Origin of the sequence: Taylorella equigenitalis ATCC 35865 (assembly GCF_000276685.1) — a bacterium.
Taxonomy (GTDB): Bacteria; Pseudomonadota; Gammaproteobacteria; order Burkholderiales; family Burkholderiaceae_B; genus Taylorella; species Taylorella equigenitalis.
This window is the reverse complement of record NC_018108.1, coordinates 1520905-1537159: the sequence shown is the minus strand read 5'-3', so window position 1 is coordinate 1537159 and position 16255 is coordinate 1520905. Positions and strand designations below refer to the sequence as shown.

The window sequence follows — 16255 nt, the reverse complement described above, 5'->3', positions numbered from 1 at the left end:
ATACGATGTGCTTGGTAGGTTATCTAAGCTTATCAATGAAAACAATGACAAATACCTCTTTGAGTATGATCCGCTTAGTAGGCTGGTTTATGAAAGAGGGTTTGACGGTAAAGAGAAGCGTTATCAGGTCAACAAGTTAACAGGACGTTTAGATAGTGTTACGTTTGTAGATCAGACCTTAAGCTTCCAGTACGACATTATGGGTCGTATGACTAAGACATCTAGTGCAGATGAAGTTCGTGAGTATGACTATGACTTAAATGGGCGACTCACCTTAGCGAAAAACCCAACATCAGAGAATCAGTTTGAGCTTGATGCATTAGGTAATGTGTTAAGAGAGATTCACTCATACGACATCTTTGATCATCATGTCACCAAGCTATGGAGATTTGAATACGATGAGCTATCTAACCTAATCAAAACAGTAAGGCCAGATGGAAAAGAGGTTGACTACTTAAGATATGGTTCAGGTCATCTTCATGGGATGTTGCTTGATAAAGAGCGAATCGTTGACTATGAACGAGATGACAATCACCGTGAAGTAAAACGCCATTGGGCTCAGGACATGCTTCAGACCACAGCCTATGATGCAGCAGGTCGTCTAGCTAATCAACACACACAAAGTGGCAAATACGTTAAGAAAAGCATACTCAATCGAGACTATCAGTATGATGGAGCCAATCAGTTAATCAACATTAAAGATAGTCGCAAAGGTGAGCTTAGCTATCGTTATGACCCGATAGGAAGACTAATCAATGCTAAGGGACCATTGGGAGAGGAGACCTTTAGCTTTGACCCAGCACACAATATCTTAAGTAAAGAGCATAGTGCTTTAAGCACATATCAACATCAAGTAGAGAACACACTACCTAGTGGTTTATCTAAAGTGATGGGCAATTTGCTAAGGCACATCTCAGGCTCACACTTTGATTATGACCAAAGAGGCAATTTAATCAAAAAAGAGAGTGCTAAGGGAATACAGACATTTGATTGGGATGGATTCAATCAGATGAAGTCTTCTACATTTAGAGGTATTGGTCTGTCAGCAGGAAGTAGGCTTGATACCCAGTACCGCTATGATGTGTTTGGCAGGAGGATAGGTAAGAGAGTAGTAGATGTAAGGACTAAAGAGGTATTAGAGCAGACGCTTTATGATTGGGATGGTTTAACAATTGCCTCTGAGGATAGGATTGGGGAGCAGTTAGCAGTTCAGGCTCAGATAAGAAAAGAAGCACACTCAGAGATAAGAAAGCTAAGATCAGAAGTTCAGTACTTGTATGAGGATGGAGAGTTTGTACCACTTGTGCAGTATACGAATACTGCTGCTGTAGGGTTTGGTTATGGTGTTGCAGGAGGCGGTTCGAAGGGTGTTGCTCCAGCCATCTATCACTATGTGAATGATCAAATAGGCACTCCACAGATCCTGATGAATGCAGAACAAGAGGTGGTGTGGGAGGCACAAGCAAAGGCATGGGGAGATACGATAATCTCAGCTCCTGTGTCTGATGATGGTGTAATAAACAATCATAGATTCCAAGGTCAGTACTTTGATGCAGAAAGTGAGCTTCACTACAATACCTTCCGCTACTATGACCCTGAGATTGGTAGATATATATCCTTAGACCCGATAGGATTGTTGGGTGGGTTGAATAACTATCAATATGCTCCTAACCCTGTGGAGTGGGTGGATCCATTAGGGTGGAAGTTCAGTAATGGTAAACGTAGACCCCCACATAAAGCAACTGTAACTGTGACTGATAAAAATGGTGTTGTCAAACATAAATCTAATCTTGTAAGTGGTAATATGACGGAGGCTGAAAAAAAATTAGGTTTTCCTAATAATTCATTGGCTACACATACAGAAAACAGAGCCACTAGACTTATAGATCTTAATCAAGGAGATACGATGTTGATTGAGGGACAATATCGCCCTTGTCCAAGATGTAAAGGGGCCATGAGAGTTAAAGCTGAAGAATCTGGTGCAAAAGTTATCTACACATGGCCAGAAGATGGAGACTTGAAAAAAAGAGAATGGGAAGGAACTCCTTGTGACAAAAAGTAAAATGTTATCAAATATAGTTATACAAGAAGTGAAATTTGCAATTGAAGACTATTGTGCAATTTTGTCTTTTGCTAGTGATTCATATGAAGTCCCTGAGCAATACTTTATTATTACTAGATCCACAACTGAGAGGAGCGGCGGAATTCCTGAAGGAGATATTTATCTAGAATCTAACTTATTTTTAGATTTTAATCCATACGGATTAAGTGGTTATTTATTGTCTGAGCCAAATTGTGTTGATTTACTTATAGAGCCCAATAATTATGTTAGACTGAGGCTTATTGAAAAGATAGATATTTTAGAGGTTGAAAATCACTTAAAATTCCTATTTGATAATTAATAGAAATTACTAATTAAATTGTAACATCTATCAATTTTTTGTTAAATTTTTGAAAATTTTATCTGTTTGTCTTTTTAAAGGTAATTTAAAATTGCTCATTTTAACAAAATTGGCAATTAATATCGTCTCTTTATTAGTTTGAATAGCGAATATTAGAGTTGCAATCAAATTTAAATGAGACTTATAGTAGGGTAATTTAAAACCTAAACAAATTTTCAAGTTTAAAAATTTTTTTGTGTATGTTCAAATTTTAATAATATAGATAGGTTAATAACATTTGAGGTGAAATTTCATTTATATTAGTTACTAGATTTGATAAAAAAAGCTATAAGTACTATCATTTACTTAACCATAGCCAAAGTAATCATTAATATTTATATCCATCACTCTCTAACCTCAACGAGGGTGTTGAACTTTATTCCTTAACATTGCCAAAGTAAATAAAACATAAACAAACCCAGTATACCTAGATCACGATGCTGAAGGTCGTCTACTTAAGTTCATAGACGGGCTTGATCGTGAGACACGATATGAATATAACCCTGCAGGTCGAATTGAAACACGCATTGATGCCCTTAATAATGAAGTAGGCTATAGATACGATGTGCTTGGTAGGTTATCTAAGCTTATCAATGAAAACAATGACAAATACCTCTTTGAGTATGATCCGCTTAGTAGGCTTGTTTATGAAAGAGGGTTTGACGGTAAAGAGAAGCGTTATCAGGTCAACAAGTTAACAGGGCGTTTAGATAGTGTTACGTTTGTAGATCAGACCCTAAGCTTCCAGTACGACATTATGGGTCGTATGACTAAGACCACTAGTGCAGATGAGGTCCGTGAATATGACTATGACTTAAATGGGCGACTCACGTTAGCGAAAAACCCAACATCAGAGAATCAGTTTGAGCTTGATGCATTAGGTAATGTGTTAAGAGAGATTCACTCATACGACATCTTTGATCATCATGTCACCAAGCTATGGAGATTTGAATACGATGAGCTATCTAACCTAATCAAAACAGTAAGGCCAGATGGAAAAGAGGTTGATTATTTAAGATATGGATCAGGTCATCTTCATGGGATGTTGCTTGATAAAGAGCGAATCGTTGACTATGAACGAGATGACAATCACCGTGAAGTAAAACGCCATTGGGCTCAGGATATGCTTCAGACCACAGCATATGATGCAGCAGGTCGTCTAGCCAATCAACACACTCAAAGTGGTAAATACGTTAAGAAAAGCATACTAAATCGAGACTATCAGTACGATGGAGCCAATCAGTTAATCAACATTAAAGATAGTCGCAAAGGAGAGCTTAGCTATCGTTATGACCCGATAGGAAGACTAATCAATGCTAAGGGACCATTGGGAGAGGAGACCTTTAGCTTTGACCCAGCACACAATATCTTAAGTAAAGAGCATAGTGCTTTAAGCACATATCATCATCAAGTAGAGAATACACTTCCTAGTGGCATATCTAAAGTGATGGGCAATTTGCTAAGGCACATTGCAGGCTCACACTTTGATTATGACCAAAGAGGCAATTTAATCAAAAAAGAGAGTGCTAAGGGAATACAGACATTTGATTGGGATGGATTCAATCAGATGAAGTCTTCTACATTTAGAGGAGCTAGAGCAGGAAGTAGGCTTGATACCCAGTACCGCTATGATGTGTTTGGTAGAAGGATAGGTAAGCGAGTAGTAGATGTAAGGACTAAAGAGGTATTAGAGCAGACGCTTTATGACTGGGATGGTTTAACTATTGCATCTGAGGATAGGATTGGGGAGCAGTTAGCAGTTCAGGCTCAGATAAGAAAAGAATCAGGCTCAGAGAAAAGAAAGTTAAGCTCAGAAGTTCAGTACTTGTATGAGGATGGAGAGTTTGTACCACTTGTGCAGTATACGAACTCTGCTACCGTGGGTCTTGGCTATGGCAGCTTCGGTGGTGGTTCTGGAGGGGCAGGCAGTAGTAGTCCAGCCGTATATCACTATGTGAATGATCAAATAGGCACTCCACAAATTCTGATGAATGCAGAACAAGAGGTGGTGTGGGAGGCACAAGCTAAGGCATGGGGAGATACGATAATCTCAGCTCCTGTGTCTGATGATGGTGTAATAAACAATCATAGATTCCAAGGTCAGTACTTTGATGCAGAAAGTGAGCTTCACTATAATACCTTCCGCTACTATGACCCTGAGATTGGTAGGTTCATTTCACTGGATCTGATAGGATTATTGGGTGGGTTGAATAACTATCAATATGCACCTAACCCTGTGGAATGGGTGGATCCATGGGGATGGATACGCTGGAAATCGGCCAGATCAAGGTTGTGGAAAAATGAAGCTAAAATTAATTCTCATAAGTATTCTGAAAGGAATATAAATAGGATGAATAAAGGAAAAGCCCCTAAATGTAGGGTTCGAATAGAAACTAAAAATGGAATAAAGGAAAAGGACGTTTCTCTCGAATTACACCATACTTATCTGCCTCAACGATTGGGAACAGATAAAGCCCATGAAGGTTGGAACTTAACTATATCAAACCCGTGGGCTCATGAATCCATGGATTCCTTTAGGCACACTGGTTCAAAATTACTAAAAATTTTAAAAAGTGTGAAATCATGGTGATTAAACTTAATTAATCAAAAGTGACTTAATTAAGTTTAATCATTTAAAAATTGAGTAGGGTTTTAACTTTTACATGTACCCTAATGTTGTCTTAGATATTAATGTATATATGAAAATTATAGGAAATGAATAATATGAATGAACAAGAAGTTATTGATACGTTTACAAAACTTGTTGAAGGTAAGTTGTCAACAGAACAATGGAAAATATGGGTATCAGAAAATGCGGGATGTATTGAGGATATTTGTGGAAGAACAAGTTATTTAAAGTTAAAACCATCCAAAAGCTTTTGCGATGCTAGAAATATTTATTACGGACAAATTGCTGTTTCTAATTGGTTAAAGTCAAAAAATGTTGAATTTTCTTGGTCAGACAGGTACAAATTAAATTATGAAAAGGAATCTGATAGTTTTCGAAATAAACTTAGTGCAAAACGTAATAAGTTTATTCAAAATATAACGAATAATTTTTCTTATCTAAATCAAACCTATCCCAAGTTATTTAACCAAATATCAGGTTCTTTTGATGAGGATTCTAGAATTGAAGTCGGCAAATCACTTCGTGATATTTTATCCAAAGAAAAGGAATTGTCTACAAATTTTCCCGAAGATCTCAAGGAGTTTTTTAAAAATATTTCGCTTCTTGAATTTGAAAGTGTAAATATTGACTTTGATAATTTAGATACTTTCACATATGAAAATAGAGAGTATATTGTACTAGGTGAGTTTGGGCTATATGCTGATGGAGATAAGATATTGTACGATAGTGACAACAATAGAGTTTCAATTTTTGCTCATGAGTTTAACCCCCCTCAGGTTAAAAAACAAGCTAAAAATATGAAAGAATTTGTAGAAAAAGTTCTAGTTAAATTTTTGAAAGAGTATGGTGAATAATATTAAATTTCAGACTGTAAATTATTTTGTGTGAAAGCACAAATGTTAAATATGGATATTGTAAATAATATTTAAAGCTAAGATTACTTTTGATTGGTTGTTGATTTTGAGAAAAGCGAATTTTTTTCAATAACCATTAATCTTTTAACCATTGCCAAAGTAATCATTAATATTTAAACTCAACCCCCTCTAATTTCAAACTAAGGGTTTTGGACTTTATTCCTTAACATTGCCAAAGTAAATAAAACATAAACCAACCCTGTATACCTAGAGCATGATGCTGAAGGGCGTCTACTTAAGTTCATAGACGGGCTTGATCGTGAGACACGATATGAATATAACCCTGCAGGTCGAATTGAAACACGCTTCGATGCCCTTAATAATGAAGTAGGCTATAGATACGATGTGCTTGGTAGGTTATCTAAGCTTATCAATGAAAACAATGACAAATACCTCTTTGAGTATGATCCGCTTAGTAGGCTTGTTTATGAAAGAGGGTTTGACGGTAAAGAGAAGCGTTATCAGGTCAACAAGTTAACAGGGCGTTTAGATAGTGTTACGTTTGTAGATCAGACCCTAAGCTTCCAGTACGACATTATGGGTCGTATGACTAAGACCACTAGTGCAGATGAGGTCCGTGAATATGACTATGACTTAAATGGGCGACTCACGTTAGCGAAAAACCCAACATCAGAGAATCAGTTTGAGCTTGATGCATTAGGTAATGTGTTAAGAGAGATTCACTCATACGACATCTTTGATCATCATGTCACCAAGCTATGGAGATTTGAATACGATGAGCTATCTAACCTAATCAAAACAGTAAGGCCAGATGGAAAAGAGGTTGATTATTTAAGATATGGATCAGGTCATCTTCATGGGATGTTGCTTGATAAAGAGCGAATCGTTGACTATGAACGAGATGACAATCACCGTGAAGTAAAACGCCATTGGGCTCAGGATATGCTTCAGACCACAGCATATGATGCAGCAGGTCGTCTAGCTAATCAACACACACAAAGTGGCAAATACGTTAAGAAATGCATACTAAATCGAGACTATCAGTACGATGGAGCCAATCAGTTAATCAACATTAAAGATAGTCGCAAAGGAGAGCTTAGCTATCGTTATGACCCGATAGGAAGACTAATCAATGCTAAGGGACCATTGGGAGAGGAGACCTTTAGCTTTGACCCAGCACACAATATCTTAAGTAAAGAGCATAGTGCTTTAAGCACATATCATCATCAAGTAGAGAATACACTTCCTAGTGGCATATCTAAAGTGATGGGCAATTTGCTAAGGCACATTGCAGGCTCACACTTTGATTATGACCAAAGAGGCAATTTAATCAAAAAAGAGAGTGCTAAGGGAATACAGACATTTGATTGGGATGGATTCAATCAGATGAAGTCTTCTACATTTAGAGGAGCTAGAGCAGGAAGTAGGCTTGATACCCAGTACCGCTATGATGTGTTTGGCAGAAGGATAGGCAAGAGAGTAGTAGATGTAAGGACTAAAGAGGTATTAGAGCAGACGCTTTATGACTGGTATGGTCTGACCATTGCCTCTGAGGATAGGATTGGGGAGCAGTTAGCAGTTCAGGCTCAGATAAGAAAGGATGCACACTCAGAGATAAGAAAGCTAAGATCAGAAGTTCAGTACTTGTATGAGGATGGAGAGTTTGTACCACTTGTGCAGTATACGAATTCTGCTGCTGTAGGTCTTGGCTATGGCAGCTTAGGCGGTGGTTCTGGAGGGGCAGGCAGTAGTAGTCCAGCCGTATATCACTATGTGAATGATCAAATAGGCACTCCACAGATCCTGATGAACGCAGATCAAGAGGTGGTGTGGGAGGCACAATCTAAGGCATGGGGAGATACGATAATCTCAGCTCCTGTGTCTGATGATGGTGTAATAAACAATCATAGATTCCAAGGTCAGTACTTTGATGCAGAAAGTGAGCTTCACTACAATACCTTCCGGTACTATGACTCAGAGATTGGTAGATATATATCCTTAGACCCGATAGGATTGTTGGGTGGCATAAACCTATATCAATATGCTCCTAACCCTGTGGAATGGGTGGATCCATGGGGGTTATCATATCAGCCAGTAACCTTTCCGCCAAATAAAGTGATTAAGGAAGTAGTTATTAAGTTACAAGGGAGTAGGGGCCGTGATTTTGCAGAAGCAAATAAATTGGCAGAGTTATTTGGAAAGAGTGGTAACGCTACTAGAAATGCTCACAGACTAAAATATGGTGATGTAACTTGGCACCATGTAGACTATAACCCAGTAACAAATGAAGCCAAAATGCAATTAGTTACTACTGCAGATCATGAGGCTACTTATCCTCACAGTGGTTCAGTAAGTGAGTATGAAAAACATCATGGTGTCAAATACGATACAAGAGAAGCAAAACAGAAAGCAGATGAACTTAATAAAGGTAAGTGTACAAATTAATTATTTAAAAGGGTAGTTATGATGCCAATAATTTTGAATGAGAGCAATGAATTTGAAATGTCAATTGATATTCCTCAAGAAGAAAATGAAATATTTTTAAGTATTTCCGATGATTTAGAATCGGCTTACCAGGAAATTAGTAAGGAAAATCAACTTAGAATATGGAATTTTATAGAGAGATCAGATAATTGGCTAGCCCTTGCTAAAGCAAGAATCAAAGTTGAACTCCCTAGTGCTGAAGTTCAATTGTTGCGTATAAATATTTTGTCAGAACTTGATGAAGAAGATTTGGTGTTTGGAATTCAGTTTTGGGTTTCAGAAGACAGGGAGCATGGTAGAGGTATGAAGATAAGACATAGTGATTTATTTATTATTGATTATGGTATAGCTGATGTGGCTCTTTTTAACTAAAAAAACTTATATAGTGTGATTTACCTTCTATGCATTATATGAAGAATTATTTTAATTCTCTGTTGGATATTATTTAATGGAGTTTTGACAATTCATTATGATTTCCATTATCGACAATCGGTTATGAAACTAACGATAATTAGTATTTTAAAACTACCTTACACTAGATTTATGTTTGTCATGCATAGAAAAGTGTGCATACATAATTACTCCAAAATTATTGATTAACAAAGAATAGGGAGTGAAGATAGATGCTAGAAATAAAGTATTGATCGATAAAATATTCCCACCATTTGAGGCTTAGAGACTGTAGATAATTTAGAGTAAATTTTCAATTTTTAATGAAGGAGATTGTAAATAATTTTTGAAGTGTAACTTCTTTATGATAAGGCGTTGGATTTTTGAAAAAACGAAAAGTTCTATCAGATACTAAAATTACCTTAACCATTGCCTAAGTAATCATTAATATTTAAACTCAACGCCCTCTAATTTCAAACTAAGGGTTTTGGACTTTATTCTTTAACATTGCCAAACTAAATAAAACCTAAACCAATCCTGTATACCTAGATCACGATGCTGAAGGTCGTCTACTTAAGTTCATTGACGGGCTTGATCGTGAGACACGTTATAAATATAACCCTGCAGGTCGAATTGAATCACGTGTTGATGCCCTTAATCATGAAGTTGGCTATAGATATGATGTGCTCGGTAGGCTATCTAATCTTATCAAAACAGTAAGGCTAGATGGAAAAGAGGTTGATTATTTAATATATGGATCAGGTCATCTTCATGGGATGTTGCTTGATAAAGAGCGAATCGTAGACTATGAACGAGATCAAATCGATTCAAAATAAGATACTGAGCCAAAGATGGGCTGATGGTGATGTAAAGAGCTTTAACGAAACAGATGAAAGGCTATAGAAGCAACACTAAACTTACCGACAGTGAGTTACTGGAGCATTATGGTCAACTTTGGCAAATTAAGCGTGCGTTCAGAATGTCAAAGACTGATTTAAAAATTCGCCCAACATATCATAGGAACGAGAGCAGGATTAGAGCTCATATAAGCATAGTATTTGCTGCATATTCAATTTTAAAAACCTTAGAATATGCCTTAGACAAAGAAAAATCAAAGATTTCCACAACTCGTGCTTCTGAACTCGCTCAGAATATGTATCAGATCACAATAATGCTACCTGACCAAAAACTAGAGCAAAAAGTATTATTAGAAATGGATAAAGAACAAAAGGAATTATTCGAAATTTGTTCTAAATATTTTTAGGGTGTCCCAACGACGAAGACTGGAAAAAGAAACATGAAGATATGCTACGTTTTTATTCTTTTGTATTTAGTAATCTTTATGGTTCTTCCATAGAGTTTATAAATATTCTCACTGATAAAGTAACATTGAACATAATTTATCTAAACAATAGCTTTATGGCTATCAAACTATACAAAATTTTGCCTGAATTTGAAAAAAAATAGAGTTAAAGCAATTCCCTACTGCTGATAATTCTTGAAATAATCAATATAACAGCGGTGCTATTTAGAAAATTTCTTTTTCGGTGGCTATAAAATCCATAGGAACATCGTGGGGTTCTACTTGTAAATCAATATCTTTTGGTACAACGCAATCTGCCCAGGAAATTCCAATTTTTATGGGATTTATATTTTTACTATTCCATCTGCCAAGTGTACGATCGTAAAATCCACCGCCATAACCGATTCTATGTTTATCGTTTGTGTAACCCACCATAGGAACCAAAACAATGTCTGGGATAAGCTCAACAAGTGGGCTAATCGGTTCGCTTATACCAAATTTATTTATTTCAAAAAAAGTATCAGGTGTCCAAACTGCAAACGCTAGTGGTTGTTGTGATTTGATAACTACTGGTAGCATAATTTGATAATTTTCTGAGTGCAACTTTTTAATTAGGCACTTTAAATTTAATTCAGAGTTGATTGCCCAATATGCAGCAATAATGCATGGTGTTGGAGATTTTGATTTAATAAAATGATAAAGTGTCTCGCATACACTTTCACTAGATGAAGCTAATTCTTCGAGGCTTTTTGAATCTCTGATAAACAGTAAATCCTTACGGGTAATATCCTTCAAATGTAGCGCCTATATAATTTATTACACTATTATTATATTAATAGCTACAGAAATATTTCAACGACTTATGCAATTAAAAGATTTAAGATTTGAACCTGATGATCTTACTCGAGGTCTAGACTTGTATTGTGTAGGCGGTGCAGTTAGAGATTGTCTTCTTGAATTGCCTATTAAGGATAAAGATTGGGTTGTTGTAGGTTCAACTCCTGAAGATATGTTTAGTCGAGGGTTTAAGCCAGTTGGAGCCGATTTCCCAGTTTTTATACATCCGAATACAGGAGAGGAATACGCACTTGCAAGGACGGAACGCAAAACATCAAAAGGCTATCACGGATTTGATTTCTTTACCGGGGACGTGACTCTAACAGAAGATTTAAAACGACGAGACTTTACTATAAATGCCATGGCCGTTGATTCTAGAGGCTTAGTATACGACCCATACGGGGGGTTGACTGACATTAGGGACAGAACATTTCGTCATATTAGCGAATCCTTTTCAGAAGACCCAGTTCGAATATTAAGGCTTGGTAGATTTTTATCAAGATTTCCTGATTTTTCTGTTCACTTCGATACATTAGAGCTATGTCGAGCAATGGTCAAAGATGGAGAGGTTGATTCATTAGTTTCAGAACGTGTGTGGAAGGAACTATCAAGGTCATTGGTAGAAAAAGCACCAAGTCGATTTTTTACGCTTTTGCATGAAGTCGGAGCATTTGAAAAATTATTTCCAAATATGAGGCTTGTACAAAAGGGAGATGAATTAGATATTGGAGCCCGATTAGGTTTTGATTTAATTCATCAGTACTTAGTTTTTTCTAGTTATTTTAATGATTTTCAATCGCAAAATTTTGCTGTTCCAAGGGAATTTAGAGAATACGCAAATACATTGCCAAAGATAATAGAAAAACTACGTTACTTTAAAATAGATGCCGTTTCAATTTTAAATATAATCACCGCAAGTGATGGGATTCGTAAGCCAGAAAAGTTATTAGTAATTTTAGAGGTTGCACATCACTTAAATAAATATAGTTACTACGATTACCCGAGAGTGGCTTTTTTAGAACATTGGAATGAATTAGCAGAGCAAGTCAAAAAAATTGATTTAGGTGACTTGAGCGGGTTATCACCTATAGAAATAAAATCCAAAGCAGAATCTATTCGCATAGAAATAATCAAAGACTATATCGACGGTCAGAAACCCTGAATCCTAGCGGGTCTTCAGGCCAATCCAAATTTTTAGAGAAAAGCATAACCTTAAAAAGTTCCCCCATTTCAGCTTCAGAAATAAGTGTGTTAATGCCCGTTTTCTGAGACAAACTTAAATCATTAGTTTTAAGAAGCTCATGCTCCAAACCGCATGAAATCAAGAAACTAGCCTGAGTTGTATACCCCCAAAGCTCAAGCCCAGCATCAATTGCTGAATCAGCCACAGCGGTAAAATCCACATGCGATGTAATGTCCTGAATGCCAATATTTATCAATGGATTGGAGTGGGTATGATGTTTGAAATGACACATAATCGTGCCCTCATTTCGTTGCGGATGATAATACTCGCTCCTAGCAAAACCATAGTCGATGAGTAAAATGCCACCATTTGTAAGAAGACCAGCCAATGAGCGTATCCAAGCCTCTGCCCGGAAATTTATTTCACTTCTATAGCCGTTGATATTTGGTATCCGCTCTAAAACTTCCTTGTGTGTGGCAATGCCTACTTTTGCAAACTCATACCCAACTTCAGCAGCACGTACTCCTATCTCTATGTGGCCTTCTGAATCAGAAAATTCAAAAATTTTAGGAGGAATTGAGTCCAGGACTTCATTTGCAAGAATACACCCTTGAAATTTTTCAGGTAATGAATCGAGCCAAACAATGCGGTCTGCGTATTCTGAAAGTGTATTTTGTTGTAATGCCCTTAAATCAGCTGATAATTCTAAGATGAAGTATTTAATATGAGCATCCGTGGAAGCCTTGAGTATTTGCTTAGCCATCGCACCAGAGCCAGCCCCAAACTCCAAAATATGTTTGGAATCACATTGTTCTAGAATTTGACGAATCTGATTCCCTAGGCATTTTCCAAAAAAATGGCTTATTTCGGGAGCTGTAACAAAATCTCCTTTAGACCCAAAAATTGGCAATGCATTGTTATAGTAACCAAGCGAGGGTGCGTATAAAACTTCATTTAGCCACTTGTCGAATTCAATTACATTGCGATTAGCAAATTTTTGACGAATATATTTGTCAAGTTTTTGGCTTATTTCTATGGCTTCTTTGGAAGGAGATGGCAAATTTTTCATCTACTTTTTAGTTTGTCTTCTCTTAACGTGCTTAGGTTTGTTGCTACGTGCTCCACGTTCCCATTCTGAAAATTTAGGAGCGTCTGATGAGATTTTGCGACCTGCACGAGCAGTTGATTTAGAACGGCTTTCTGTGAAGCTTTTACTGCTAGAACGTTTATCAGTTTTTGATTTTTTGTAAGATTTTGTGGATTCGGATTTTGAAGCTACTTCAGATTTCGCTTTGGATGATTTGCGAGTACGCTCACGTGAATTTAAATCCCTTTTTTTGTCCTCAGTCCTCTCATAGCGAGCAAGAATATCTTTGTTATCGTTACCTTTTTTAAGTCTCTTACCTTTGCGAGCATCGACATCTTTGTGAGCTGTCTTGTCCGCACTGCGTGAACCCGAACTCGAACTTAAACGTGTCCCCGCACCAGCACGCAGACCGCCCGCACCTCGTGAACTGCCCACTCTTGTCCCCGAACCACGCAACCCAGAAACACGTGACCCAGAACCAACTGAAGCTTTTTTCTTCGTCGCCCCACGACCTACAGGCTCAAGCCCTGGAATCACCGCAATATCAAATTCTCGCTTTATGTAGTTCTCAATAAACCTTACTCCACGCCGTTCAGACAACAATGCTAACGTGTATGCACGACCATCACGTCCTGCACGACCAGTACGTCCAATACGATGAACATAGTCTTCAGCTTGCATCGGTAAATCATAATTAATTACATGGCTTATGCCTTGTATATCAATTCCACGAGCAGCCACGTCAGTAGCAACAAGAACTTTAATCTTACCCTTGTGTAAACCTTGAATTGTGCGGTTTCTCTGACCTTGATTCATATCACCGTGAAGCTCACTCGCTTTAATATCGATATCTTTCAATCGTCCTGCTAAATCAGTCGCTCCACGTTTAGTTTTAGTAAACACGATAACTTGCTCGGCTTCTGGATCTTTCAGTAAAGCCTCGAGTAATTTGAACTTATGACCAACCGTATCCGCATAAAACAAGTATTGCTCGATGTTTTGATGCTTATCAGTATGGTCAGATACAATAATGCGTTCAGGGTCAGTAAGCATATCTCTCGCAAGCTTAACTACATTGCCCTCAAAAGTAGCTGAAAATAAAAGTGTTTGTCGATCATCTGGAGTCTCTGCGACCACATTATTAATATCGTGTATAAACCCCATATCAAGCATGCGATCGGCTTCATCCAAAATTAAAATTTTCAAATTACGCAGATTCACACGACCAGCTTTAATATGATCAAGCAAACGCCCAGGAGTAGCTACAACAATTTCAACCTCTCTGGAGAGTGAGTTAATTTGCGGTCCATAAGCCATCCCACCTACCAGGGTGGCAATGTGTACGCCCTTAAAGCCATAAATAAATTCTTTAGTAGCATCCGACACCTGCATTGCAAGTTCTCGAGTAGGTGTGAGTACTAAAATCTGCACGCCATACTTAGGAGGATTTGCTTCTGACCTTCTTTTACGTTGCTTAGAAGATTTACTTGCAATCTGCTCCGGAGCAGGTCTAGTTTCCAATTCATGTAAAAGTTGTTGAATAGATGGAAGCATAAAGGCTGCAGTTTTGCCGCTTCCTGTTTGTGCAGAAACAATTAAATCTTTACCCTTTAGTGCAAGTGGAATAGACTTAACTTGAACCTCTGTAGGATTTCTAAAATCAATCCTTTCCAGCGATTTTAATAATGTCTGCTCAATGCCAAGATCGGCAAATTTACTGTCGTTCATTAAGACCCTTTATGTGCAGCCACAGCATCAAACGCCGACTCAGCCGCTTTAAATGTTATTTGTAAACTTTCCTCATCGTGTGAGGCAGAAATAAAGCCAGCTTCAAATGCTGACGGTGCTAAATGGACACCATTTTCAAGTAGTGTGTGGAAGAATACTTTAAAAGCTTCAATGTCTGATTTCTGTACATCTGCAAAACTTTGTGGTACAGAGTTCAAGAAGTATAACCCAAACATGCCACCAATAAAGTCAGTAGTAAACTTAACACCTTTTTTGTTGGCAATATCTTTCAATCCACTAGTAAATTTTTCATTATATGAAGTTATACCATCGTAAAAACCAGGTCTAGAGATAATTTCAAGAGTTTTAAGCCCCGCAGCTACTGCTACTGGATTTCCTGATAGTGTGCCAGCTTGGTATACAGGTCCAAGGGGAGAAATCTTGCTCATAATGTCACGACGCCCACCAAAAGCTCCGATAGGCATACCACCACCAATCACTTTCGCTAAAGTAGTCATATCAGGTTTTATTCCAAAGTGTCCTTGAGCACAATTTAAACCCACACGAAATCCAGTCATAACTTCATCAAAAATTAGAACTGAACCATGTTTATCGCAACTTTCACGCAAGGATTGCAAAAATTCTTTTGTAGGTTTAACAAGGTTCATATTTCCCGCAACAGGTTCAACGATAACGCATGCAATATCATTGCCATATTGCGAGAAGCATTCATGAACAGCCTCTATATTGTTGTACTCAATTACGATTGTGTGGGAAACAAATTCCTCTGGAACTCCTGCAGAAGAAGGATTTCCAAAAGTCAAAAGTCCAGAACCCGACTTCACAAGCAAACTGTCAGAATGCCCATGATAACAACCTTCAAATTTCAAGATTTTATTGCGACCAGTAAAGCCTCGAGCAAGTCTTATTGCACTCATAGTAGCTTCAGTGCCTGAGCTTACAAGGCGTACCTGCTCTATACTAGGCAGAAGTTCGCAGATTTTTTCAGCTATCAGAACCTCAGCTTCTGTGGGAGCTCCAAATGATAACCCGTCGACGGCAGCTTTCTGCACAGCCTCGATAACCTCTGGATTAGCGTGTCCTGCGATAGCTGGTCCCCATGATCCAATGTAGTCAACATACTTCTTACCTTCAATGTCCCACATATAGCCACCTTCAGCTTTTTTTATAAATTTCGGAACACCGCCTACAGACTGAAAAGCACGAACTGGAGAATTTACGCCTCCAGGTATAGTTTTAAGAGCTCGCTCAAATATAGCTTGGTTAGTAGTCATAAT

12 protein-coding genes and 1 pseudogene are annotated in these 16255 nt (G+C 37.7%); 9 read left to right on the top strand and 4 right to left on the bottom strand.

What is annotated here, in order from left to right; translation table 11 throughout:
• Positions 1 to 7: 7 nt before the first annotated feature.
• From KUI_RS08520 to KUI_RS07040, 8 genes and pseudogenes are all read left to right on the top strand, one after another.
• Positions 8 to 2062: an RHS repeat-associated core domain-containing protein gene (locus tag KUI_RS08520; RefSeq protein ID WP_409359712.1), complete on the top strand. Its 2055-nt coding sequence runs from the start codon at positions 8 to 10 to the stop codon at positions 2060 to 2062.
• Positions 2049 to 2402 carry a hypothetical protein gene (locus KUI_RS07070; protein WP_225972091.1) on the top strand — a complete coding sequence of 118 codons (354 nt, stop codon included), beginning with the start codon at positions 2049 to 2051 and terminating at the stop codon, positions 2400 to 2402. The genes KUI_RS08520 and KUI_RS07070 overlap by 14 nt, the downstream gene beginning before the upstream one ends.
• Positions 2403 to 3006: 604 nt before the next feature.
• Positions 3007 to 5031: an RHS repeat-associated core domain-containing protein gene (locus KUI_RS08635; RefSeq protein WP_013521612.1), complete on the top strand. Its 2025-nt coding sequence runs from the start codon at positions 3007 to 3009 to the stop codon at positions 5029 to 5031.
• 134 nt (positions 5032 to 5165) lie between these two features.
• Positions 5166 to 5924 (top strand): SMI1/KNR4 family protein, encoded by a 759-nt coding sequence (locus KUI_RS07060; protein ID WP_013521611.1) that lies wholly within the window; start codon positions 5166 to 5168, stop codon positions 5922 to 5924.
• 405 nt (positions 5925 to 6329) lie between these two features.
• Positions 6330 to 8390, top strand: coding sequence for an RHS repeat-associated core domain-containing protein (locus KUI_RS08630; RefSeq protein WP_014840611.1), 2061 nt, complete (start codon positions 6330 to 6332; stop codon positions 8388 to 8390).
• 18 nt (positions 8391 to 8408) lie between these two features.
• Complete coding sequence (locus KUI_RS07050) at positions 8409 to 8801, top strand: hypothetical protein (protein WP_044954010.1); 393 nt, start codon at positions 8409 to 8411, stop codon at positions 8799 to 8801.
• Between the two features lie 701 nt (positions 8802 to 9502).
• Positions 9503 to 9655, top strand: coding sequence for a hypothetical protein (locus KUI_RS08660; protein ID WP_232008445.1), 153 nt, complete (start codon positions 9503 to 9505; stop codon positions 9653 to 9655).
• A gap of 53 nt (positions 9656 to 9708) precedes the next feature.
• Positions 9709 to 10083: pseudogene (locus tag KUI_RS07040) on the top strand (IS1634 family transposase); the annotation flags it as partial.
• Between the two features lie 264 nt (positions 10084 to 10347).
• Here KUI_RS07040 and KUI_RS07035 read toward each other — a convergent pair.
• Positions 10348 to 10917, bottom strand: coding sequence for a 5-formyltetrahydrofolate cyclo-ligase (locus KUI_RS07035; protein WP_014840609.1), 570 nt, complete (start codon positions 10915 to 10917; stop codon positions 10348 to 10350).
• A 67-nt stretch (positions 10918 to 10984) separates the two neighbouring features.
• On the opposite strand from KUI_RS07035, the gene KUI_RS07030 reads away from it, so the two are divergent.
• Complete coding sequence (locus KUI_RS07030) at positions 10985 to 12121, top strand: tRNA nucleotidyltransferase (protein WP_014840608.1); 1137 nt, start codon at positions 10985 to 10987, stop codon at positions 12119 to 12121.
• Here the strand turns inward: KUI_RS07030 and KUI_RS07025 are convergent.
• The 3 genes from KUI_RS07025 to hemL are packed head-to-tail and all read right to left on the bottom strand — an operon-like array spanning position 12090 to position 16252.
• Positions 12090 to 13211, bottom strand: coding sequence for a class I SAM-dependent methyltransferase (locus KUI_RS07025; RefSeq protein ID WP_014840607.1), 1122 nt, complete (start codon positions 13209 to 13211; stop codon positions 12090 to 12092). The two genes, KUI_RS07030 and KUI_RS07025, sit on opposite strands and share 32 nt — an antisense overlap.
• Complete coding sequence (locus tag KUI_RS07020) at positions 13212 to 14957, bottom strand: DEAD/DEAH box helicase (protein WP_014840606.1); 1746 nt, start codon at positions 14955 to 14957, stop codon at positions 13212 to 13214.
• Positions 14957 to 16252 carry a glutamate-1-semialdehyde 2,1-aminomutase gene (hemL, locus tag KUI_RS07015; RefSeq protein ID WP_013521601.1) on the bottom strand — a complete coding sequence of 432 codons (1296 nt, stop codon included), beginning with the start codon at positions 16250 to 16252 and terminating at the stop codon, positions 14957 to 14959. The genes KUI_RS07020 and hemL overlap by 1 nt, the downstream gene beginning before the upstream one ends.
• Between the last annotated feature and the right edge of the window lie 3 nt (positions 16253 to 16255).

Coding starts and splice junctions, on each gene's coding strand:
- KUI_RS07060 (WP_013521611.1), top strand. CDS start 5,166: ATGAATGAACAAGAAGTTATTGATACGTTTACAAAACTTGTTGAAGGT.
- KUI_RS07050 (WP_044954010.1), top strand. CDS start 8,409: ATGATGCCAATAATTTTGAATGAGAGCAATGAATTTGAAATGTCAATT.
- KUI_RS07030 (WP_014840608.1), top strand. CDS start 10,985: ATGCAATTAAAAGATTTAAGATTTGAACCTGATGATCTTACTCGAGGT.
- KUI_RS07025 (WP_014840607.1), bottom strand. CDS start 13,211: ATGAAAAATTTGCCATCTCCTTCCAAAGAAGCCATAGAAATAAGCCAA.
- KUI_RS07020 (WP_014840606.1), bottom strand. CDS start 14,957: ATGAACGACAGTAAATTTGCCGATCTTGGCATTGAGCAGACATTATTA.
- hemL (WP_013521601.1), bottom strand. CDS start 16,252: ATGACTACTAACCAAGCTATATTTGAGCGAGCTCTTAAAACTATACCT.